The sequence below is a fragment of the Burkholderia diffusa genome, from assembly GCF_902499115.1.
In the GTDB taxonomy this organism is placed as follows: Bacteria; Pseudomonadota; Gammaproteobacteria; order Burkholderiales; family Burkholderiaceae; genus Burkholderia; species Burkholderia diffusa.
The window spans coordinates 38654-59338 of the sequence record NZ_CABVPN010000038.1 but is presented as its reverse complement, the minus strand read 5'-3'; the positions used below and the strand labels follow the sequence as shown (position 1 = coordinate 59338).

At 68.7% G+C, this 20685-nt stretch carries 20 protein-coding genes; 8 read left to right on the top strand and 12 right to left on the bottom strand.

From position 1 onward, the window contains the following. Positions 1-110: 110 nt before the first annotated feature. The 5 genes from BTE28158_RS29775 to BTE28158_RS29755 all read right to left on the bottom strand — a co-directional run bounded on the left by BTE28158_RS29775 (position 111) and on the right by BTE28158_RS29755 (position 4244). Entirely contained in the window at positions 111-854 is a 744-nt protein-coding gene (locus BTE28158_RS29775) for an SDR family NAD(P)-dependent oxidoreductase (protein WP_151050450.1), read from the bottom strand. A 56-nt stretch (positions 855-910) separates the two neighbouring features. Further along, positions 911-2035, bottom strand: a complete 1125-nt coding sequence (locus BTE28158_RS29770) for an amidase (RefSeq protein WP_151050451.1) — start codon at positions 2033-2035, stop codon at positions 911-913. A 32-nt stretch (positions 2036-2067) separates the two neighbouring features. Further along, the gene (locus BTE28158_RS29765) at positions 2068-2601 is read right to left on the bottom strand and encodes a nuclear transport factor 2 family protein (protein ID WP_151050453.1); all 534 of its coding nucleotides are present in this window, start codon (positions 2599-2601) and stop codon (positions 2068-2070) included. An 8-nt stretch (positions 2602-2609) separates the two neighbouring features. Then, positions 2610-2987, bottom strand: coding sequence for a hypothetical protein (locus BTE28158_RS29760; protein WP_011356094.1), 378 nt, complete (start codon positions 2985-2987; stop codon positions 2610-2612). Positions 2988-3050: 63 nt separating this feature from the next. Then, on the bottom strand, positions 3051-4244 hold the full coding sequence (locus tag BTE28158_RS29755) for an acyl-CoA dehydrogenase family protein (RefSeq protein ID WP_151050455.1): 1194 nt from the start codon (positions 4242-4244) through the stop codon (positions 3051-3053). 140 nt (positions 4245-4384) lie between these two features. Between BTE28158_RS29755 and BTE28158_RS29750 the strand changes: the two genes are divergently transcribed. Then, positions 4385-5938 (top strand): ATP-binding protein, encoded by a 1554-nt coding sequence (locus BTE28158_RS29750; protein ID WP_151050457.1) that lies wholly within the window; start codon positions 4385-4387, stop codon positions 5936-5938. Between the two features lie 62 nt (positions 5939-6000). Here BTE28158_RS29750 and BTE28158_RS29745 read toward each other — a convergent pair whose 3' ends face one another. From BTE28158_RS29745 to BTE28158_RS29735, 3 genes are all read right to left on the bottom strand, one after another. Further along, on the bottom strand, positions 6001-6387 hold the full coding sequence (locus BTE28158_RS29745; protein ID WP_151050458.1) for a tautomerase family protein: 387 nt from the start codon (positions 6385-6387) through the stop codon (positions 6001-6003). A gap of 65 nt (positions 6388-6452) precedes the next feature. Further along, complete coding sequence (locus BTE28158_RS29740; RefSeq protein WP_059601272.1) at positions 6453-6956, bottom strand: aromatic-ring-hydroxylating dioxygenase subunit beta; 504 nt, start codon at positions 6954-6956, stop codon at positions 6453-6455. Continuing rightward, complete coding sequence (locus tag BTE28158_RS29735; RefSeq protein WP_124620841.1) at positions 6953-8236, bottom strand: aromatic ring-hydroxylating oxygenase subunit alpha; 1284 nt, start codon at positions 8234-8236, stop codon at positions 6953-6955. Before BTE28158_RS29735 ends, BTE28158_RS29740 begins: the two co-directional genes overlap by 4 nt. Before the next feature lie 324 nt (positions 8237-8560). Here BTE28158_RS29735 and BTE28158_RS29730 point away from each other — a divergent pair, with 324 nt between their 5' ends. The 6 genes from BTE28158_RS29730 (at position 8561) to BTE28158_RS29705 (ending at position 14410) form a co-directional block, all read left to right on the top strand. Then, positions 8561-9895: an MFS transporter gene (locus BTE28158_RS29730; protein ID WP_151050460.1), complete on the top strand. Its 1335-nt coding sequence runs from the start codon at positions 8561-8563 to the stop codon at positions 9893-9895. Positions 9896-9944: 49 nt separating this feature from the next. Beyond that, on the top strand, positions 9945-11138 hold the full coding sequence (locus BTE28158_RS29725; RefSeq protein WP_239007127.1) for an acyl-CoA dehydrogenase family protein: 1194 nt from the start codon (positions 9945-9947) through the stop codon (positions 11136-11138). A 37-nt stretch (positions 11139-11175) separates the two neighbouring features. Beyond that, positions 11176-11703: a flavin reductase gene (locus tag BTE28158_RS29720; RefSeq protein ID WP_151050462.1), complete on the top strand. Its 528-nt coding sequence runs from the start codon at positions 11176-11178 to the stop codon at positions 11701-11703. Positions 11704-11706: 3 nt separating this feature from the next. Beyond that, positions 11707-12417, top strand: coding sequence for an ethyl tert-butyl ether degradation protein EthD (locus tag BTE28158_RS29715; protein WP_151050464.1), 711 nt, complete (start codon positions 11707-11709; stop codon positions 12415-12417). A 67-nt stretch (positions 12418-12484) separates the two neighbouring features. After that, positions 12485-13405, top strand: a complete 921-nt coding sequence (locus BTE28158_RS29710) for a LysR family transcriptional regulator (protein WP_151050466.1) — start codon at positions 12485-12487, stop codon at positions 13403-13405. A gap of 87 nt (positions 13406-13492) precedes the next feature. After that, positions 13493-14410, top strand: a complete 918-nt coding sequence (locus BTE28158_RS29705; protein ID WP_151050468.1) for a LysR family transcriptional regulator — start codon at positions 13493-13495, stop codon at positions 14408-14410. 53 nt (positions 14411-14463) lie between these two features. Here BTE28158_RS29705 and BTE28158_RS29700 read toward each other — a convergent pair whose 3' ends face one another. Together BTE28158_RS29700 and BTE28158_RS29695 are read right to left on the bottom strand one after the other, a co-directional pair. Further along, on the bottom strand, positions 14464-15447 hold the full coding sequence (locus BTE28158_RS29700; protein WP_151050470.1) for a PDR/VanB family oxidoreductase: 984 nt from the start codon (positions 15445-15447) through the stop codon (positions 14464-14466). A 159-nt stretch (positions 15448-15606) separates the two neighbouring features. Next, positions 15607-17004 carry a spinster family MFS transporter gene (locus tag BTE28158_RS29695; protein ID WP_151050472.1) on the bottom strand — a complete coding sequence of 466 codons (1398 nt, stop codon included), beginning with the start codon at positions 17002-17004 and terminating at the stop codon, positions 15607-15609. A 410-nt stretch (positions 17005-17414) separates the two neighbouring features. On the opposite strand from BTE28158_RS29695, the gene BTE28158_RS29690 reads away from it, so the two are divergent. Further along, positions 17415-18545: a porin gene (locus BTE28158_RS29690; RefSeq protein WP_151050474.1), complete on the top strand. Its 1131-nt coding sequence runs from the start codon at positions 17415-17417 to the stop codon at positions 18543-18545. Positions 18546-18577: 32 nt separating this feature from the next. Here BTE28158_RS29690 and BTE28158_RS29685 read toward each other — a convergent pair whose 3' ends face one another. Both BTE28158_RS29685 and BTE28158_RS29680 read right to left on the bottom strand, forming a co-directional pair. Next, entirely contained in the window at positions 18578-19609 is a 1032-nt protein-coding gene (locus BTE28158_RS29685) for a LysR family transcriptional regulator (protein WP_151050476.1), read from the bottom strand. After that, positions 19606-20580 carry an AraC family transcriptional regulator gene (locus BTE28158_RS29680; RefSeq protein WP_151050478.1) on the bottom strand — a complete coding sequence of 325 codons (975 nt, stop codon included), beginning with the start codon at positions 20578-20580 and terminating at the stop codon, positions 19606-19608. Before BTE28158_RS29680 ends, BTE28158_RS29685 begins: the two co-directional genes overlap by 4 nt. Between the last annotated feature and the right edge of the window lie 105 nt (positions 20581-20685).

The window sequence follows — 20685 nt, the reverse complement described above, 5'->3', positions numbered from 1 at the left end:
ATGCTGACGTCTCCCGTTCCGTTGACGTCAACATGCTACGTGAACATAGACCAGTTAACAACGGAACAGGACACTAGATGCACGAATGCGCGCCGTCGCGCGCGCCGCGTTCAACGCATGTATAACCCGCCGTTGATGTCCCAGCACGCGCCGTTCGCGAAATGCGCGTCGCCCGACGCGAGCAGCACCGCCGCATCCGCGACGAAACCGGCCGATCCGAGCTTGCCGCCCGGCAGGCTCGCGAGCACCTGCCGCAGCTTTTCCAGCGCGACGCTCTCGTAGACGATCGGCAGGTCGAGCGGGCCCGGCGAGATCGCGTTGACGGTCACGCCCTGCGCGGCGAGGTCGCGCGCGAACACCTTGGTCAGCGTCAGCGTGCCGCCTTTCGCGGCCGCATAGTGCGCGCCCGTCGCCGAGCCGCCGTTCTGCCCGGCGAGCGACGCGATGTTGACGATGCGGCCCGCGCCGCGTGTCGCGAAGTAGTGGCCGAACACCTGGCAGCCGAACAGCACGCTGCGCAGGTTCACGTCGATCACCTGGTCGAACTGCTCGGCCGTGATCTCCATCGCGGGCACGACCTTCGATGCGCCGGCATTGTTGACGAGCACGTCGATTGCGCCCCAGCGCACGACGAGCGCATCGCGCGCGGCTTCGAAATCGCGTTTCGACGTGACGTCGAGCGGCAGCGCGATCGCGCGTTCGCCGCTCGGGTCGATTTCGCGCGCGTGCGCATGAATGGCGTCGGCGGCGATGTCGGCCAGCGCGACGCGATAGCCGGCCGCGAGGAAGCGTTCGGCGATGACGGCGCCGAGCCCGCGCGCGGCGCCGGTGACGAGGACGACTCGGTCTGACATGGTGCGTGATTCCCTGGTTCGCGGGCGCGTGGCCGAAGCGGCACCCGCATCGTGGTTCATGCGGCAAGCGCCGTTTCGAAGTGTGCCGCAATCGCGCACACCTGTTCGTCCGCGCCCTTGCGGCCGACGATCTGCAACCCGGCCTTCAGCGGTGTTCCGGCGAGCGGCAGCGGCAGGCTGAGCGCCGGATGGCCGCTCAGGTTGAACGGCCGGATCAGCGACGACATCGCGATGACCGATACGCCCTCGCGCGCCTGTTGAAGCGTGATCGGCAACGCGGGCAGCGTCGGCAGCACCAGCACGTCCGCGCGTTCGAGCGCGGCATCGACCTGAGCGGTGAAGCGCGCGCGTACGGCTTCGGCTTGCACGAGCGCGGCCGGTGTCGTCTGCGCGGCCATGCGCAGCCGCGCATCGAGATCCGCGCCGAGCTTGCCGGTGTCGACGAGATGCCCGAATGCGCGCGACGTTTCCGCGTTGATGACGGCGAGCCCCGCGGCGAACGCGGCAGGCAGTTCGTCGAGCGCGACATCGTGCGTGCGCAGGCCCGACGCGCGCACCGCCGCATCGAGCGCGGCGGCGATGGCCGGATCGGCATCGGCGATCACGTGCGCGATCGTGCAGCCGGTAACGGGCGCTGTCGCGCGCGTCGGATCGAAGCCCGGTGCAATGGCGGCCATCACGGCTGCGAGCGTGCGGACGTCGCGCGCGAACGGTCCGACGCAATCGAGCGTGGTGTCGGTGGGTGCGACGCCGCGCCGCGACACGCGGCCGAACGTCGGCTTCAACCCGACCACGCCGCAGCAGGCGGCCGGCCCGCGAATCGAGCCGCCGGTGTCGGTGCCGAGCGCGGCGTCGACGACACCGAGCCCGACGAGCGACGCCGAACCGCTCGACGAGCCGCCGGGAATGCGCGTCGGATCCTGCGGATTGACCGGCGTGCCGGTGGTGTCGTTGATGCCGGTCATGCCGAACGCGAGCTCGTGCATGTTCGCCTTGCCGGCGATCTGCCAGCCGGCGTCGAGCAGCAGGCGGACCACGTCCGCGTGCTGCGCGGCGGGCGGCGCGTCGGCGAGTGCGCGGCTGGCCGCGCGGGTCGGATGGCCTGCGATGTCGATCGTGTCCTTGATCGCGATCGTCGGACCCGGGCCGCCCAGCGTGAAGGTATCGATGAAGCCTGTCATGGTGCGATGGCGTGGGAGCGGAGTGAAAGGGTTCAGGATTGCGGCGCGGCGGCGAGTGGCCACGGGCCGTCGAGCACGCGCTCGGTGCGGAAATGGCGGATCAGCCAGGTCGCGCCGCCTTCGGCCGGCGCGAAGTCGACGCTCAGCCGCGCGGCGATCAGCTCCGCCGTGCCGTCCGCGTAGCGCGACGCCTGCAGCATGATCCAGCGGCCCCGTGCGCTCGCATGGTCGGCGCCGACGTCGATCGACTCCGACGTCAGGAAGTGCAGGTTCACCGCGAAATGCGGATCGGGCGGCAGATAGCGACGCAGCATCGCGACGATCGCATCCGTGCCTTCGAGGCGGCCGAACTTGCGCGCGTACTGCGGGCCGATGCCTTCCCACACCGCGTCGGCCGTGAACAGCGCAGCGAGCGCCGGGCCGTCGCCGGCGTCCTCGGGCACGTCGCACAGCGCCATGTAGCGCGTGATCGTCGCGCGCACCGCGCGTTCGGCGTCGAGCGCCGCCACGCGCCGTTCAAGCGCTTCGAGCGCCGCGATCGAGCGCGAAGAATCGGGGCCGGTCATCGCGCGCCTCACGCTGCGGGTTTCGCGGCCGGCGGCACGGTCAGCGCGCGGCCGACCCGCGCCTCGATCTTGCCATAGCGCCACAGGTTGTATTCGCCGACCGGCGTCGTGCGGTACAGGTTGCAGACCGCGACCGTCGTGTCGAAGTCGGCGACGTCGGCCATGATGTAGAACGTCCACGGCGCGCCGTCGGCCTGGCCGACCACGAGGCGGTCGTCATCCATCACGCCGAGCACGCGCACGCCGGGCATCGCCTCGACGGCGGCGAGCATCGCGCCATACGCTTGCCACACTTCGCCGATCTTCTCGCGCGGCAGGTCAAAGAAGTTTTGCGACACGCCGCAGCAGAACAGCACGCGCAGCGGCAGCGGATTCGAATCGGACATGACAGGTTCTCCTGAAGAATGCGTCGAGCGGCGTTGCAGTGAATCGATGCGAATCGACGCGGATTACAGATAGCCGGGAAACGGCGTGACGCCGGTGAACACCGCGCCCGCGCCGTCGAAGTTGCCTTCGCCGAGAAACGCGTGCTGCGTGACGACCATCGCGTCGCGCAAGAGGCGCTGCAGTGGATGCGTGCGATAGATCGCGGCCGTGCCGCCGAGGCGGTACGCACGCTCGACGACGCTCGCGCCTTCGCGTGCGATATGCGTGGCGGCGAGTCTCAGCAGGCTGACCTGCTCGGGCGTGACCGGGTTGCCGGCCAGAATCGATTGCCAGACCGAGTCGGTCGCGTCGTAGAAGAACGCGCGCGCCGAGCGCAGCTGTGCCTCGGCCTTCGCGAGTTCGATGCGGAAATACGCGCGATCGGCGAGGCGCGGCGCGCCGGTGGTCGTCTGGCGGCCGCCCGACATGCGGTTCGCGACGTCGAGCGCCGCGCGGGCCAGCCCGAGGTTGACCACGGCGAGCACCTGCGCCGCATACGCGACGGTCGGATAGCGGTACAGCGGCTCGTCGACGGTCGCCTCGCCGCCGCGCACGAAGGTCCACGCTTCGGGCACGAAGCGGTCGTCGACGCGCAGGTCGTGGCTGCCCGTGCCCTGCATGCCGACCACGCTCCAGTTCTCGACGATCTCGACTTCGGTGGCACGGAACACGGCCGTGCGGGGCTTGTTCGGCGCGGCATCCTGCGCGCCGGGCACCGCGATGCCGACGCCGAGCCAGTCGGCGCCCTTGCAGCCGCTCGCGAACTTCCACGTGCCCGTTACGCGCCAGCCGCCGGGTGCCGCCTGCGCCGGCTGCACGGGGAACAGCCCGCCCGCGAACACCTGGTCGGGGCCGCTCGCGTACAGCTCGGCCTGCGTGGCGAGCGGCAGCGCGGCGAGATAGGCGTTGGCCGAGCCGAAGCTCGCGACCCACGCGGCCGACCCGTCGGCGGTCGCGATCCGCTCGATCATGCCGAGGAACGCGGTGGGCGCGAGCGCATCGCCGCCGAAGCGGCGCGGCGTGCCCGCGCGATAGATGCCGGCCTCCTTGAACAGCGCGATCACGTCGCGCGGCACATGCGACAGGCGGTCGAACTCGTCGCGGCGCGCGGCGACGGTCTCGATCACCGCGTCGAGCGGCGACATACGTGCGGCCGCTTCGCGGACCGCACGCGGCGAGGGGGGCACGGCGTCGATGGCGAGGGCGGCGTTGGGCATGGCTGTCTCCTGGGGATGGGGTTCGATTGCGGGGATGGACACGGCATGGACCTAGTCTAGAAACGCCGAAAACACGCAGCAATTGGTGCGTAGGGCTGCGTGACTGGTGTCGCTCCGTGCCGGACTAAAGAAATCTTCAGATGCGGGCCGCGCACGCCGGTGCTATGTTGGACATCCGGCCGCGCGACGCCGCGTGCCTTCATCCGGATCCGATCATGAGTTTTCCAGACGAAGACGATTTCCACCGGCTGCTCGACGCATTGACCACCTGCGTGCTGCTGCACGACGCGCATACCAAGGCGATCGTGTGGGCGAATCGCGCCGCGTGCATCGCGCTCGGCTTTTCCGTCGAGGAACTGCTGCCGCTGAAGGCGCCGGACATGACGCGTCCCGAACCGAAATACCAGCGCGAGATCGCCGTGAGTGCGTGGGATCGCGCGCTCGTCGACGGGCCGCAGGTGTACGAGTGGTGTTACCGCTCGCGCACGGGCGTCGACATGCTGTCGGAGGCGACCGCCACTTACGTGCCGCTGCGCGGTCGCGACGTCGTGATGGTGCAGTTCCGCGACATCAGCGCGGAAGAAGCGGTGCGCCAGCAACTGCGCCGCTACGAAGCACGGCTGCGCGAGTTCATGCAGGACCTCGATGAAGGGATCGCGGTCGTGACGCCGCACGGCGGCGTGCAGTTCATCAGCGAGTCGGGCCGCCGCGTGCTCGGGCTCGCGCCGGACGAAGCGCTCGGCGAGGTGCTCGACTATTGCAGCGCGGCCGACCGCGACCGGCTCGTCGCGCAGCTGCGCGATGCGCCGTCCGCGTGCCCGTCCGAGCCGCAGCGTTACCGGATCGTGCGGCGCGACGGCTCGGCGTGCTGGCTGCGCATCCAGTGCCGGCAGGTCGAGATCGAAGGCGATCTCGACGGGCTGCTCGTGCAGTTTCGCGACGTGAGCGACGAAGTCGCGATCGAGGATGCGCGGCGCGCGCAAGCGCGGATGCTCGAATACGCGGGCCGCTACAACGCGATGGGCGAGATGGCGAGCGTGATCGCGCACGAGCTGAGCCAGCCGCTCGCGGCCGTGCGCAACTTCATCGAGGGCGCAGTGCAGCGGCTGAACGCGCGCGGGGCCGTCGACGACGCGATCTGGGGCCTGCGCAGCGCGGACCGGCAGGCCGAGCATGCGGCGCTGATCATCAAGAGCGTGCGCGAGTTCATCGTGAAGCGCGAGCCGGTCGTCGCGCTCGCCGATTTGCGCGAGATCCTCGCTGACGTCGCGTATTTCATCGAGCTGCGCGCGAAGGAGGCGGGCGTGACGGTGACGATCGTGCAGGCCGATGTGCCGCTGCCGATCCGCTGCGAGCGCGTGCTGATCGGGCAGGTGATGCTCAACCTCGCCTTCAACGCGATCGAGGCGTTCGCCGGCTGCGAGCGCGCACCGTGCATGCTGACGCTCGGCACCGCGAACGTCGACGGGCACGCCGAGCTGCGCGCGATCGACAACGGACCCGGTATCGCCGAAGGTGCGCACGATCGGCTGTTCGACGGCTTCTCGTCGTCGAAGGCCGGCGGCAACGGGATCGGGCTGTCGCTGTGCAAGAGCATCGTCACGCGCCACGGCGGGCGCATCGGCGCGAGCCCGGTCGAAGGCGGTGGGCTCGACTGCCGCGTGACGCTGCCGCTCGCCGGAGCGCACGCGTAGCCGCTGCGCTGCATCGCGTGCATCACATGCGTCACGGCAGGGCAGCGACGCGCGGCACACGGTCAGCGCCCCAGCGCCCGCGCGGTCTGTCCGCCGATCCCGAAGTCGGTGTTCGGGATGTCCTTGATCATCACGCGCGTTGCCTGCAACGGCGCATCGAGCACGTTCGCGGCAGCGTCGGACAGCGCGGCGATCAGCGCGCGTTTCTGCGCATCGGTGCGGCCGGCGATCAGGATCGCGACGATCACCGGCAGCGACGGCGGCGCGCCGTCGGCGGCCGTGCGCCCGCCGAGGCCGATATGCGTCGCGGGCAATTCGGTGAGCAGCACGCGCACCGATCCGATCGGCGCGCTTGTCGCGTCGACGGTCGCGCTGCTGAGCCGCGCAATCAGCTCGGCCTTGCAGGCGTCGTCGTGGCCGGCCGGCAGGAAAACTTCGAGTGTGGGCATGGTCGTCCGGAAAGGTGAAGGTGACCGGTTCACCGTTGCGGATTCGGCGGTGAACCGGCGGCGGCTTACAGCAGGAAGCCGATCGCGCTGAGCGCTTCGGTCGAGTCGATCAGGCGCACGACCTTCTCCGCGATCCGCATCTCGCCGTCCGCATCGACATGCAGCTTGTGCGTGACATTGGCCGCGAACAGTGTCGCGACGCCACGCTTGTATGCGACGACAACCTGCGCGGATTTCAGCTCGACGGTGTCGGCGCTGCCGCTTTCCAGCGTGAAGCGCGACACGGTGCGCACCGTGCGCGCCGCGTCGGACGCCGACGCCGAATAGCCGGACAGCATCCGCTGCACGCGCTTCTCGCGCATGTCATGGTCGTCGAACACGTAGTTCAGCGTCGCCGCGAAGTCGGTCGCATCGGGATCGATCGGCACCACGTAATCGCCGGCCGGATCCCACAGGTCGAGCCATGCGCGATAGTCGCGACGGTCGAGCATCTCGGCTTCGCGCCACACGAATTCGACCGCGCGGGCGAAGGTCTGCTCGGAAAAAAGGGCGTTGCGGTCATCCATCACTGTTGCTCCATCATTTTTCGCCATTGCTGGTAGGCCTCGCGCATGCCCGTCTCGTCGGTGGCATGCGCGGTCTTTTCGCCGTTCGCGGCGGTTGTCTCGCGGTTCAGCCCGCGGTTCACGAGGATCGGCACGTCGGGGCCCGCATGCGCGCCGCGCTGTACGCGCTCCCAGGCTTCCGCGTCGTCGGGGCTGCCGAAGCCGAACGGGCCCTGGAAGTGCTCGTGGATGCGCAGCCGCTCGCGGTTCGCCTCGTCCGGGCCGCCGTCCATCGCGAGCGCGACGTGGCGGATCTCGGTCTCGTTCGCCGAGATCGGCCGCAGCACGCGGAAGAACGCCATCGATAGCGCGAGGTTCGGAAACAGGTTCAGGTTGAAGCCGACGCCCATCAGCGAGCGCACGATGCGGCGCACTTCGTCCGGCGCGTGGCGCTCGGCGAGCTTCGCCGCGAGCGGCGCGAAGCGCTCGGGCAGCGGCGCGCCGTCGTCTTCGTCGAGATCGATCAGTTCGGGCATGAGCACCGCGAGGCTGTGGCCGTTGCCCAGCGCGCGGCAGAACGCGTCCTCGCTCGTCATGAAGCTCGTGATCGCGGCGGCCGTCTCGTCGTCGATCGACTTCATCCACGACTTGTGCACGACGGGGAAGTGATAGAGGTCCGTCGTGTTCTCGAGCTGGATCTTCCAATTGCCCTTGAACTTGAACTTGTGCTCGCCGTTCGCCTTGATCGGGTAGCCGGCACCCTGCTTCATGAACAGGTCGATCCACGGTTTCGCGCCGCCGAGGAAATCCTCGAGCGGTTCGATGGCGTCGTTGAAGCTCGCGAAGATCAGCCCCTGGTACACGCCGACGCGCAGCTTCACGAGCGGCAGGTCGCCCTTCTCGCACACGCCTTCGTAGCCGTCGCCATACGGCAGCGCGCGCAGCGTGCCGTCGAGCGCGTACGACCAGCTGTGATACGGGCACGTGAAGCCTTTCGCGTTGCCCTTGTGCGATTCGCATACGGTCGCGCCGCGATGGCGGCAGCGATTCTGCAGCACGTTGATCTCGCCGGTCTTGTCGCGCACGACGATCACTGGCTGGCGGCCGATCGTCGTCGTGATGAAGTCGCCCGGGTTCGGCAGCTCGCTTTCGTGCGCAACCCAGATCCAGGTGCGGTAGAAGATGCGGTCGAGCTCGGCTTCGAACAGCGCGGGATCGTGATACATCGCGGGTGCGATGCGGTCGGGCTGCGCGAAGCCGTGCAGCGCGCGGGTGTCGATCGTCTGGTAGGAAATGTCGCTCATCGTCGTCGTGGGGAAAGAGTCGCGAGGAAGTGCGGGTCCGGTCGGGCGGACCTCGCACGGATAGCGGGACCAGTTTCGTCGCCGCGTTTTCATCCGTCAAATTGATCTAAAAAAGGCGATCAAATAAGCGCGATGGATAATTAGATGGGCGACTCGCGGCACGGCATGCCCATGCATGCGATTCATGTTCATCATTTTTGGCGGGAATTTGACCGTATTCCGCTGCGCTCTTATCGTGATTCGGACGCAGTGAACAGATTCGATCGCGGACCTGCCGCCCGATGCGGGACAGGCAGGACAACTGAACTTATCCCCCAACACACCATGAACTCACCAGCGCCCCTGTCAGCGGTTTCGTTGCCCGTTTCCCGCAGCACGAGTTCGGTCCGACGCGCGGTCGCGACCGCCGTGCTCGGGCAGGCACTCGAATGGTACGACTTCTTCCTGTACGGGACGGCCGCCGCGCTGCTGTTCGGCAAGCTGTTCTTTCCGGTCGGCAGCGATCCGCTGACCGGCACGATCGCGGCGTTCGGCGGCTTCACGGTCGGCTTCGTCGCGCGTCCGATCGGCGGGCTGCTGTGCGGGCACATCGGCGATCGCTACGGGCGCAAGACCGTGATGATGCTGACGATGTTGACGATGGGCGCGGCGACGGTCGGTATGGGGCTGTTGCCGACCTATCGCGAGATCGGCGTCGCCGCGCCGGTCGCGCTGGTATTGCTCCGCGTGCTGCAGGGGCTCGCCGCCGGCGGCGAGTGGAGCGGCAGCATCCTGCTGATCCACGAGAACGCGCCGGTCGACCGGCGCGGTGCGCTCGCCGCATGGAGCCCGTGCGGCGCGGCGTTCGGCTTCGTGCTGTCGACTGCCGCGTTCCTGCTCGTGCAGCAGTTGCCGGCAGCCGACGTCGAGCGCTGGGGCTGGCGCATCCCGTTCCTCGCGAGCATCGTGCTCGTCGGGTTCGGCCTGTGGATGCGCCGCTCGATCGGCGAGAGCGCGGAATTCGCCGATGCGCGGTCGACACGGAAGTCCAGCGCGACGCCGCTCGTCGACGTGCTGCGCGAATGCCCGCGCGAAGTGCTGACCGTGTTCGGGCTGCGGTTCGGCGAAGGCGCGGTGTCGTACCTGTTCTTCGCGTTCTCGCTCGCGTACGGCAAGTTCATCGGTCTCGATGCATCGTGGCTACTGAGCGGGCTCGTGATCTCGATGCTGCTGATGATTCCCGTGACGCTGCTCGCGGGCCGCCTGACCGACCGGATCGGCCGCAAGCCCGTCTACTTGCTCGGCGCCGTCGCCGTAGTGCTGATCGCGTATCCGTACTTCACGTTGCTGCAGTCGGGCCGCTTCTCGCACGTGATCGTCGCCCTGCTCCTGGCCAACAGCATCGCGATCGGCATTCTCGAAGGCGCGCAGCCGGCGTTCATCAGCGAACTGCTGCCTGTGCACCTGCGGTTCTCGGGGCTCGGAATCGGTCGCGAGATCGCGTCGGTGCTCGGCGGCGGGCTGTCGCCGGCAATCGCGACCGCGCTGCTCGCGCACTACCGCAGCGCGACGCCGATCGTCATCTATCTCGTGCTGCTCGGCGCAATCACGGTCGTCGCAACCTGCATCGCACCGGAAACCCATCCGAAGGCGATGCGCGATGCTGCCCGATCGCGCTGACCGTCGCACCGTCTTTCCTCCATACCTTTCGCCTTTTCAGGACATCACCATGCAAGCTCATTCCGCCATCCGTGCCGTCGTGCCCGACGTGCCCGTGCCGCTGCAACCGGCCGACCGGTCACCTTTGCCTCTCGATACGGTGATCGCCGAGGTCGAACGCCGGCGCGACGAATTCGACCGGCTGTCGCACGTGCCGCGCGACGTGATCGCGATGATGAAACGCGCGGGCATCTTCCGCGCCGGCACGCCGGCGCGCTTCGGCGGCGACGCGCTGCCGCCGCACGTATTTCTTGCGATGCTCGAACGGATCGCGATCGCCGACGGTTCGGCCGCGTGGGTCGCGGCATTCGGCTCGGCCAACACGTATCTCGCCGCGCTGCCGCTCGACACGCAGCGCACGATCTACGCGGACGGCCCCGACCAGGTGTTCGCGGGCGGGCTTTACCCGCTGCAGCCGGCCCGGCCCGCACCGGGCGGCTACCGCGTGACGGGCCGCTGGCGCTTCGCGAGCGGCTGCAAGGGGGCGGACTGGATCGGTGTCGGCATCGGCGGTGCGCCGGCCGACGGCGGCGCGCCGGGTAAGCCGTTCACGGCCGTGTTTCGCGCCGAGGACGTCGAGATCGTCGAGAACTGGCACGTGGTCGGCATGCAGGGCACCGGCAGTCACGACCTGGCGCTGAACGACCGGTTCGTCGACGCAGCCTGGACGTTCGTGCGCGGCGGCGAGCCGACCGTCGACGAACCGCTGTACCGCTATCCGGCGGTCGCGTACCAGGCGCAGGTGCATGCGGCCGTGAACGTCGGCATCGCGCGCGCCGCGCTGGACCTGCTCACCGCGATGTCGGGCGCGACGAAGACGACCACCGGCGCGCCGCGCCTCGCCGATCGTCCGTATTACCGCGAAGGGCTTGCGAAGGCCGAGGCCGACTGGCGCAGTGCGCGGGCGTTTTTCTACGAGACGGCGGAAGCCGCGTGGGCGTCGCTGGCCGCTGGCCGGCCCGTATCGCCGCAGCAGGCGAACCTGCTGCGCCTGAGCGCGACGCATGCCGCGCAGGTGTGCGCGAAGGTCGTGATGCAGGCCTACCAGCTTGCCGGCACGGCCGCGATCTATCGCGAGAACCGGCTGCAGCAGCTGGTGCGCGATTCGATCGTGGTCACGCAGCACGCGTTTCTCGGCGAGGCGACCTATGACGGCTCAGGCGCCGTGTTTGCCGGCATCGTACCCGTTACGCCGTACCCGTGATCGGTACCACGCCGATTCTTCGCAGCAGGAGCACAAGATGAACGAAGCAACGATCCAATGCGACGTCCGCCGGGATTTTCGCGAGGCGATGTCGCGCCTGCCGGCCGGCGTCAATGTCGTCACCACCGACGGTGCGCACGGCCGCTGGGGCATCACCGCGAGCGCGGTCTGCTCGGTGACCGATATGCCTCCGACGATGCTGGTGTGCATCAACCGCGGCAGCCGCGCGCACGACATCATGCGCGGCAACGGGCGCGTCGCGATCAACCTGTTGCCGTCCGCGTGCCAGGAGGTCGCGAGGACGTTCGCCGGAATGACGCCGGCGCCGGGCGATACGCGCTTCGACGACACGCGCTGGCTGGACGGCAAAACCGGCGTGCCGGTGCTGGCCGATGCGAACGTCAGCCTCGAAGGGCGCATCATCGACAGCAAGTCGGTCGGTTCGCATTCGGTGATGTTCGTCGAGGTCGATCACATCGCGCTGCATGCGGCGGCCGACGGGCTGATCTACTTCGGCCGCGCGTTCCACCGGCTCGCGCATCCGCTGGCCGCGCAGGCGGGGTGACGGATGGAAGTCTGCCTGTTTCTGATCGTCGAGCATGGCGCCGATGCCGCCGCCGACGTGCCGCTGGCCGGCATCGGCGATGCCGTGGCGACGTTGCGCGCCGCGCCCGGGCTGGAGCGGCTGGTCGTTCATCGGCCCGTCGCATTGGCCGCCGACCGTGCCGACCCCGTGGCGCGGCCGCCATCGCCCGCATGCGTGCTGCAAGGCTATTTCGCCGAGCTCGACGCGCTCGAAGCGACGCTTGCGCCGACGGGCGCCGCATACGCCTGCATGGTGCGATGGCAGGCGGCAGCTTGGCGCGTCGCGCAGCAGGCGATGGCCGTGCGCCGGATTCAGGTGGCGGGCCCGGGTGTGGGCCCGGGCGCGCGAAGCTGTACCTTCCTCGTCAGCTATGAAGGCGAGGCCGAGGATCCGAACGCGTGGCTGTCGCACTACCTCGATCGTCATCCGCCGCTGATGGCGCAATTGCCGGGCATCCGCGCGATCGAGATCTACACGCGCGTCGATTACCGGAGCGCGCTGCCGGCGCCGCGCGCGCACGCGATGCAACGCAACAAGGTCGTGTTCGACGATGCCGATGCACTGGCGCACGCGCTGGCGTCGCCGGTCCGCCTGCTGATGCGCAGCGATTTCGATGCGCTGCCGCCGTTTTCGGGCGCGACGCCGCATTTCCCGATGGCGAGCGAAAGTTTTGAGATAACATCGGCCGAGTAGTCTGCGCCGCGTCGCGTGACCGCTTGCCGGTCGTGCCGACGCGCCCCCGCCGCTGCTTGCGAGCGCCATGACCAAATCCCATCCGGTCGTCACCGACCTCAACCTGTTGCGGGTGTTCCTCGCGATTTCGGAGCTGCGCAGCCTCACCGCGGCCGGCGAGCGGCTCGGGCTCACACAGCCGGCCGTCAGCCACGCGCTGCGGCGCTTGCGCAATCTCTTCGACGATCCGCTGTTCGTGCGCACGCCGGCCGGCATGGCGCCGACCGACGTGGCGCGCCAGCTGCACGGCCCGCTGACGCGGGCATTCGGAATCATCGATCTCGCGGTGCAACAGGTCGCGCATTTCGATCCGGCAACGGCCAGCCGCACGTTCCGCCTCTCGATGTCCGACATGTCGGAGTTCTATTTCCTGCCGCCGCTGCTCGCGAAGCTCGCGGAAGTCGCGCCGGGCATTCACGTCGAGATCGCGAGCGCGGCGGTCGAGGCGGTCGGCGCCGCGATGCGCAGCGGCGAGATCGATCTCGCGCTCGGCTACGTGCCCGACCCGGGCCCCGGCTGCGTGAGCGAGACGCTGTTCTCGGACGAGCACGTATGCATGGTTCGAGCAGGCCATCCGCTGCGCAAGCGCGCGCCGACGCAGGAAGACCTGACCGCGCTGCGCTACGTCTACGCGAGCAGCAACGCGACCGGCCACCGCATGGTCGAAAAGTGGCTCGACGAGCTGCACGTCGAGCGCACCGTCGTGCTGCGGTTGCCACATTTCATCGTCGCGCCGGAGATCGTTCAGCACACCGATCTGGCGATCATCTTTCCGCGCAGCGTCGCCGAGCGTTTCAATCGCGGCCGCGCGTTCCGGATCTTTCCGCTGCCGTTCGTGCTGCCGCCGATCGAGATCCAGATGCACACGCACGTGCAGTTCGCGGCGGACCCCGGCATCGCATGGCTGCGCGGTGTCATCCACGAGATGTTCCATCGGCCGGAAGCCTGACGGCGAATTCTCGCCGCCCGCGTAATAATCCGCTTCACTGATTTAGAATGCGTTCACGCATCAATTGGACGAATAGTGGAGGCGGTCATGACATCGGTCGATCATCTCGATCTGAACCTGCTGCGCGTATTCCAGGCGATCGTCGAGGAGCGCAGCCTGACGAAGGCCGGCGAGCGGCTCGCGCTGTCGCAGCCGGCCGTCAGCTATTCGCTCGGCCGGTTGCGTACGCTGTTCGACGATCCGTTGTTCGTGCGCACGCGCGCGGGCATGCAGCCGACGCCGGTCGCGCTCGAACTCGCGGGCATCGTCGGCAAGGCGCTCGACATGGTGCGTGTGGCGCTGCGCTACGCGGAGCGCTTCGATCCGGCCACCAGCACGCGCACGTTCCGGCTGTCGCTGTCGGACGCGGGCGAGATGGCGTACCTGCCGGCGATCTGCCAGGCGCTGCGCGAGCGTGCACCGCGCGTGACGCTGAGCGTGCAGCCGCTGCCGGTGGAGGAGATCGAGGAAGCGTTGCGCGCGAGCCGGCTGGATTTCGCGATCGGCAACCTGCCGGAGCTGATGCCGCGCACTCGTCACCAGGTGCTGTTCGAGGAGACCTACGTTTGCATGACGGGCCGTCGGCGCGGGCTGCCAGGTGGCGCCGCGCTGAGCCTCGACCAGTTCGTGCGCGCCGCGCACGTCAACGTGAAATCGGTCGAGCACAGCCATCACGCGCTCGACGACGCATTGCGCGCGCAGGGCGTGGGCCGCAACATCGCGCTCGAAGTGCCGCATTTCGTCGCGCTGCCGAGCGTGCTGTCGGTCACCGATCTCTATGCGACGCTGCCGAAGCGGCTCGCGCAGATCCTGAACCGCGATAACGCGTTCCTGCTGTACGACCTGCCCGTCACGCTGCCGCCCGCGCCGGTGACGATGCACTGGCACGAGCATTTCCACGAAGACGAGGGCAACGCGTGGATGCGTGCGCTGCTCGCCGAGATAGTCGAGCGGTTCGACGCGTGACGGCTGCGCGGCGCGTGCGCGCCCGCATGTCGGTTCATCCATGCATCAAGGCATCAGAGATCGAGGACGAGCACCGCCGATCGCGCACGCGACACGCAGCAGCAGATCACCGTATTGCTCGCGCGCTCGGCCTTGCTGAGGCAGTGGTCGCGATGATCGGGCTCGCCGTCGAGCACCGGCACCATGCAGGTGCCGCACACGCCTTCGCCGCATGACGTATCGACCTCGATGCCGATCCGCGCGAGTGCGTCGACGATCGACGTGTCGGGTGTGACGCGTACCGACTGCCCGCTGCGCTGCAGGCGCACTTCGAAGCCGTGTGCGGGGCCGGCGCCGGCATGGTCCGCACCGACGGCGGCCGGTTCGGCAGCGAAGCGTTCGAGATGAATCGAATCGTCGGGCAAGCGCGTCGCGGCTGCCGCGACGACTGCATCCATGAACGGCCCCGGGCCGCACGTATAGACGTGTGCGTGCGCATCGACCGATTCGACGCAGCGGCCCAGCTCGGCCGCGAGCGCATCGGGCTCGATGCCGTAGTGGAACGTCACGTGCGACGCGAACGGTTCGGCCGACAGTTCTTCGACGAATGCCGCGTGCTCGCGGCTGCGTGCGAAGTAATGCAACCGGTAACGCGTGCCGCGCTTGTGCAGCGCATAGGCCATCGACAGCAGCGGCGTGATGCCGATGCCGGCCGCGATCAGCACGTGCTCGCTTGCGTCATCCGTCAGACGAAACAGGTTGCGCGGCGCGCCGATCGACAGCTCGGCGCCGACGGTCACGTCGTCGTGCAGCGAACGCGAGCCGCCGCGCGACTGCGCTTCCTTCTTCACCGCGAACAGGTAGCTGCCGCGCTCGTCGGGGTTGCCGCACAGCGAGTACTGCCGCGTGATGCCGGACGGCGCGGTGACGTCGATATGGGCGCCTGGTTCGTATGCGTCGAACGGCTGGCCGTCGACGCGCGAAACCCGGAAACAGCGGATGTCCTGCGCCGCGTCGATCAGCGCGTCGATCCGGACTTGGTGGCGGTTCGCTTGCATGGGTAAATCCGTGGGGGAGGAGGAACACGCGGCGCGGCAGACACCGCGCCGTCATGCGATCGAGAATAGGGAGAGGCATCGCATAAATCAAATCGATTAAAAAGCAATGCCTGAATCAGTGAGATGGATGATGGCCAGGCGACCGATTGCGCTCGATGTTCAGCGGGCGGCGATCGCGTTGGCAGCCTCGGCCGCCTGCGGCGCGGCTGCCGATGCATGGCCGCGTTCGCGGTCGAGGCTGCGGCGATAGTGCCGGCACCCGGCTGCCAGCAGCAGCGCGGCGAGCGTGGCCGCCGCTACGTTGACGATCGACATCGAATGGCCGACCGCGGCCGGCGCGCCGAATACGCGATCGGTAAACAGCGCGACCACGGTCGTGCCGATGCCGAGCGCGATCAGGTTCGACACGAGCAGGAACAGCGCGGAGATCTGCGCACGCATCTGGTTCGGCGCGAGCGTCTGCATCGCGGCGGTCGACGTCGGCATCGGAAACGACGCGAAGAACATCGCGACGACGAGCATCGCGAGCGACGCCGGCAGGCTGTCGAGCTGCGTGAACAGCGTCGCGGGAATCGCCATGCATGCGGCACCGATCGCGCCGGCACGCATCGGCGCATCGGTGCGGCCGCGCCGCAGCAGCCAGTCGTTGAGCCAGCCGCCGCAGAACACGCCGGCCGTATTCGCGACGAGCAGCACGATGCCGAGCGTGTAGCCGGCTTCGACGGCCGTCATGCCGAAGCGGCGGATATAGAACGCGGGCGTCCAGCTCAGCAGGCAGTACAGCGTCATCGCGTAGAACGAAAAGCCGAGGTAATGGCACGCGAAGGTTGTGCGATGCGTGCCGACGAAGCGCAGCGAGTCGCGCATGGACACGCGTCGCACGGCGCCCGAGCGATCCTGCGCGAGCCCCTTGCGCTGCGGGTCGCGCACGGTGGCCGCGAACAGCAGCGAGACGAGAATCCCCGGCAGCCCGACGATCAGGAACGTGACCTGCCACGCATGCACCTGCCCGACGACCGGCAGCGTGAACGCGCTCGCGTGCTTGAGCAGCGCGATCACGTAGCCGCCGATCAGGAACGCGACGCCGCCGCCGATGAACGAGCCGAGCGAATACACGGCGATCGCGCGGCCGAGCCGCTCCTTCGGGAAATAGTCGGCGAGCATCGAATACGCGCCGGGCGACAGCGCGGCCTCGCCGACGCCGACGCCCATCCGCGCGACGAACATCTGCACGAAGTGCTGGCTGAACCCGCAAGCGGCGGTCGCGACGCTCCACAGCGCGATGCCGAGCGAGATGATGCGCGGACGTGCGTAGCGGTCGGCGAGATACGCGACGGGCAACCCCATCACCGCGTAGAACAGCGAGAACGCGAACCCGTTGAGCAGGCTGAACTGCGTGTCGGTGAGATGCAGGTCGCGCTTGATCGGTTCGATCATCAGGACGAGCACCTGGCGATCGACGAACGAAAAGACATACGCGAGCATGCAGATGACGACGACATACCATTCGTACGTATAGCGCTTGCCGTCGGCAGCGCGGGCCGTGGGTGCAGACATGCGGATTCTCCAGGAGCGGGCGGTGGAAAAGCGCGGCGCCGGCCTCGCGGGCCGTGTGCCGTCGCGGCGCGAAAGCGTGCGGGTGACACGATTGGAGAGGCAGCGTAGTCGGCCAAATTCGGCCGCCATAGCCGGAGTGACAGCCGCGCCACACGGACATCTACCGACCCGGATAAAGAAAACACCGAGGCCGTGCGCACGGGGCGCCGCGCAGCGCGCGTGCGGCGGGGCGCGTGCGCATCATGCGGCACATCTATAAGCGTTATAGAGCGGATTGCGTCGACGTCCGAAATTGTTGTTCCTAGACTCGGCCCGTTCTTGATCGGCAGCGTTGGCCCTTCGCGGCGAATGCGCTTCACATCAAGCGGCGCGATGCCGACAGGCGCCGCAATCTCCACGGGACGACCAAGATGAACCATCCGAACGGGCGAGCCGACCGGCTTGCCGCACCGCTTGCCATGCTGGCTGCCGCGCTGCTTGCATGCGTATCGCTGCCGGCTGTCGCACAATCGAGCGTGACGCTCTACGGCCGCGTCGATACCGCGATCGAGTACGCGAACGCCGGGCCGAACCACGTGGCACGCATGGGCAGCGGCAACCTGTGGGCATCGCAGTGGGGATTGAAGGGTGTCGAGGACCTCGGCGGCGGCTACGCGACGATCTTCAAGCTCGAGGACGGCTTCAACGCGGCGAGTGGCGCATTGTCGAACAGCAGCGCGTTGTTCGGCCGCGAGGCCTGGGTCGGCGTCACGGGGCCGTTCGGTGGCGTGCAGCTCGGCGAGCTCTACACGATCGTGCATACCACGCTCGTCACGTACAGCCTGCCCGGCCTCGGCGCGGGCCTCGCATGGGGCAACGCGACGAACAACTTCGTCGGACCCGCGTTCCTGCGCGTGCGCAACGCGATGCGCTACACGTCGCCGCGTTATGCGGGCTTCATGCTGCGCGCGATGGCCGCGCGCGGCACCAACGGCGCGGCCGGCCGGCCGGCATCGCTCGGCGACACGTACGGCGCGGGCCTCAACTACGTGCGCGGCGGGTTGTCGGTCGACGTCGACTACATGCAGCAGAAGTTCAGCCCGGTCGCCGCGCCCGCGCTCGGCGACACGAGCCCGGCCGCGAACGGCAACTACACGGTCGGCGCGATCTCGTACGACTTCGACGTCGTGAAGGTCGCCGCGCTGTACATGCGGCATCGCGGCGGCCCGGACGTCGCGGCCGCGATCGACAGCCAGAGCGCGTATCCGCACAGCGACACGATGGAACTCAGCGCGACGGTGCCGATCGGGCGCGCGTCGCTGCTGCTGAGCATCGGCCACTACCGGAAGGTGGCCGACAGCGACGGCAACGCCGACTCGTACGGCATCCGCTTCGACTATCCGTTGTCGAAACGCACGGTGCTGTACACGGGCGCCGCGATGGTGCGCAACGGTGCGCATGCGCGCTTCGTCGTGAACGGCGCGGCGGGCGGCGGCGTTGCGGTTGCCAAACCCGGCGCGACCGCCAGCTCGATCGTCGCGGGCATCCTCACGTCGTTCTGACCGCCGACGGTTGGCCCTGTCCGCCTGCGCCGCTACGCGCAGGCGGGCGGTTGCGGCGCGAGCCATGCATCGAACGGCGCCTGCCGCCCGATATCGAACAACTCCAGCAGCAGCGCACGCAGCCACCGATGGCCCGGGTCCGCATCGAAGCGCCGGTGCCAGTACGCATTGACCGCCCACTCGCCGGCACCGGCGATCTCGTACAGTGCGCACGACTGCCGCGCGGCGAACGTGATCGCGATCGTTTCCGGCAGGATCAGCGCATAGTCGCCCTGTTCGAGCAACGCAGGCACCACCATGAAGTCGGGGAGCGCCGCACGCACGCGCGGCATCAGTCCGTGCCGCACGAGCAACTGCATCGACTGCGGATGCGCGGACACCGCGACGAAGCGCAGCGTGTCCGGCGCGTCGCCGTCGAGCACGAAATCGTCGGGCAGCGCGACGCGCTGCGCGGTGCGGCGCGGCATCAGCAGCACGCAGCGCTCGTGCAGCAGCGCGGTGCGCTGGAAGTGACTCGACGCGTCCGCGAAATGTCCGAGCGCGAAATCGATGCGGCCCGATTCGAGCGCGACGTTGAGCTGGCATTCGTCGACGTGCAGCGTCTCGATCACCGCGCCCGGTGCGCGCCGGTCGAATTCCGCGAGCAGCGTCGGCAGGAACGCGCTCGCCGCGAAGTCGCTCATGTGTAGCCGGAACACGCGCTGCGTGCTGTCTGGCACGAACCGCGAGCCTTCGTCGAGCACGTCTTGCAGGATCGCGAGGGCCTTGTCGACCGACACGGCGAGCCGTTGCGCGCGCGGCGTCGGCTCGACGCCAGTGCCGGTGCGCACGAACAGCGCGTCGCGAAACATCAGCCGCAACCGGCCGAGCGCGTAGCTGACCGACGGCTGCGTGACGCCGAGCCGCAACGCCGCACGGCCGACATGCCGCTCCGTATAGACCGCGCGGAACGTCTTCAGCAGATTCAGGTCGAGGTCCTGCACGCGCAGGCCGTCGGGCGCGTCCGCGTCGTGCGGCGCGGCTTCATGGCGGGCCGGCGGCCGGCCGGTGGCGGAATGCGTCATCGTGCTTGCCTCGCGGTGACGGAAGGTGCGTGGCCGTAACGCCGCGCGTAGGCCTTCGCGAAATGGCCGAAGCCATGAATGCCGTGCGCGATCAGCACGTCGGTCACGCTGCGTGCGCCGCCGCGCTCCAGCGCGGCGTGCACCGCGGCCAGCCGGCGCTCGCGCACGTATGCGGCCGGCGTGGTGTTCAGGAACGCGCGAAACGCGTGCTGCAGCGTGCGCGGCGCGACGCCCGCGACGGCTGCCAGCGCGGTGAGCGCGAGCGGATCCCCCAGATGCGCGTCGACGTGGTCGCATGCGCGGCGCACGTGCGCCGGCAGCGGCGGCGTGCCGCGCGCCAGCGCAGCGCTGTACGAATGCGGCAGGTGCGTGAGCAGCAGCGACATCAGCCAAGCGGTGAGATCGGCGCCGAACGTCGTCGTCGACGCGCCGATGTGCGGCTGTGCGCCGAGCCGGCACAGGTATTCGAAGGTCGGCAGCACGAGCGCGACGCCCGTGCCGTTGCCGCCGGCGGCGAGATCGAACTGCAGCGGCCGCATGAGCGTCGCGTGCAGCATGTCCCGCAGCTTGCGTTCGAGTGCGCCGCGTTCGAGTCGCAGCACCAGGTTGCGGCAATCGGGACTCGTGCACAGGCGGCTCGCGCGCGCCGGCGACGACACGGTCAGCTGGCCCGGGCCCGCCCGCGCGACGCCATCGCCGGCCCGCAGTTCGCACGCGCCCGACAGCGTCAGCCGGAACAGGAAATGATCGGCATCGTCGCCGAAATCGATGCGCGTTTCGCGGCCGTAGCAGAGTTCGAGCAGCGCGCCGTGATGCAGCGGCACCTCATACAGCTCCGCATGAAACGGATCGCGGCCGCGCGCGGCCATCCGGTGCGGCCCGAGCCGGTGCGCGACCGCGCGTTCGACTTCGTCGGGCGCATGCAGCGTGCCGAGCCGGTTCGGCGCATGTCGGGAGAGCGCGATATCCATATGGTGGCCTCGTATTGGATGCGTGAGCGCGGCGGCGTGCGTGTTGTTGCGATTGCGTTGCGCGAACGGGCGTGCCGTTGCGCGTTTCGAAGCGACGCGATATGC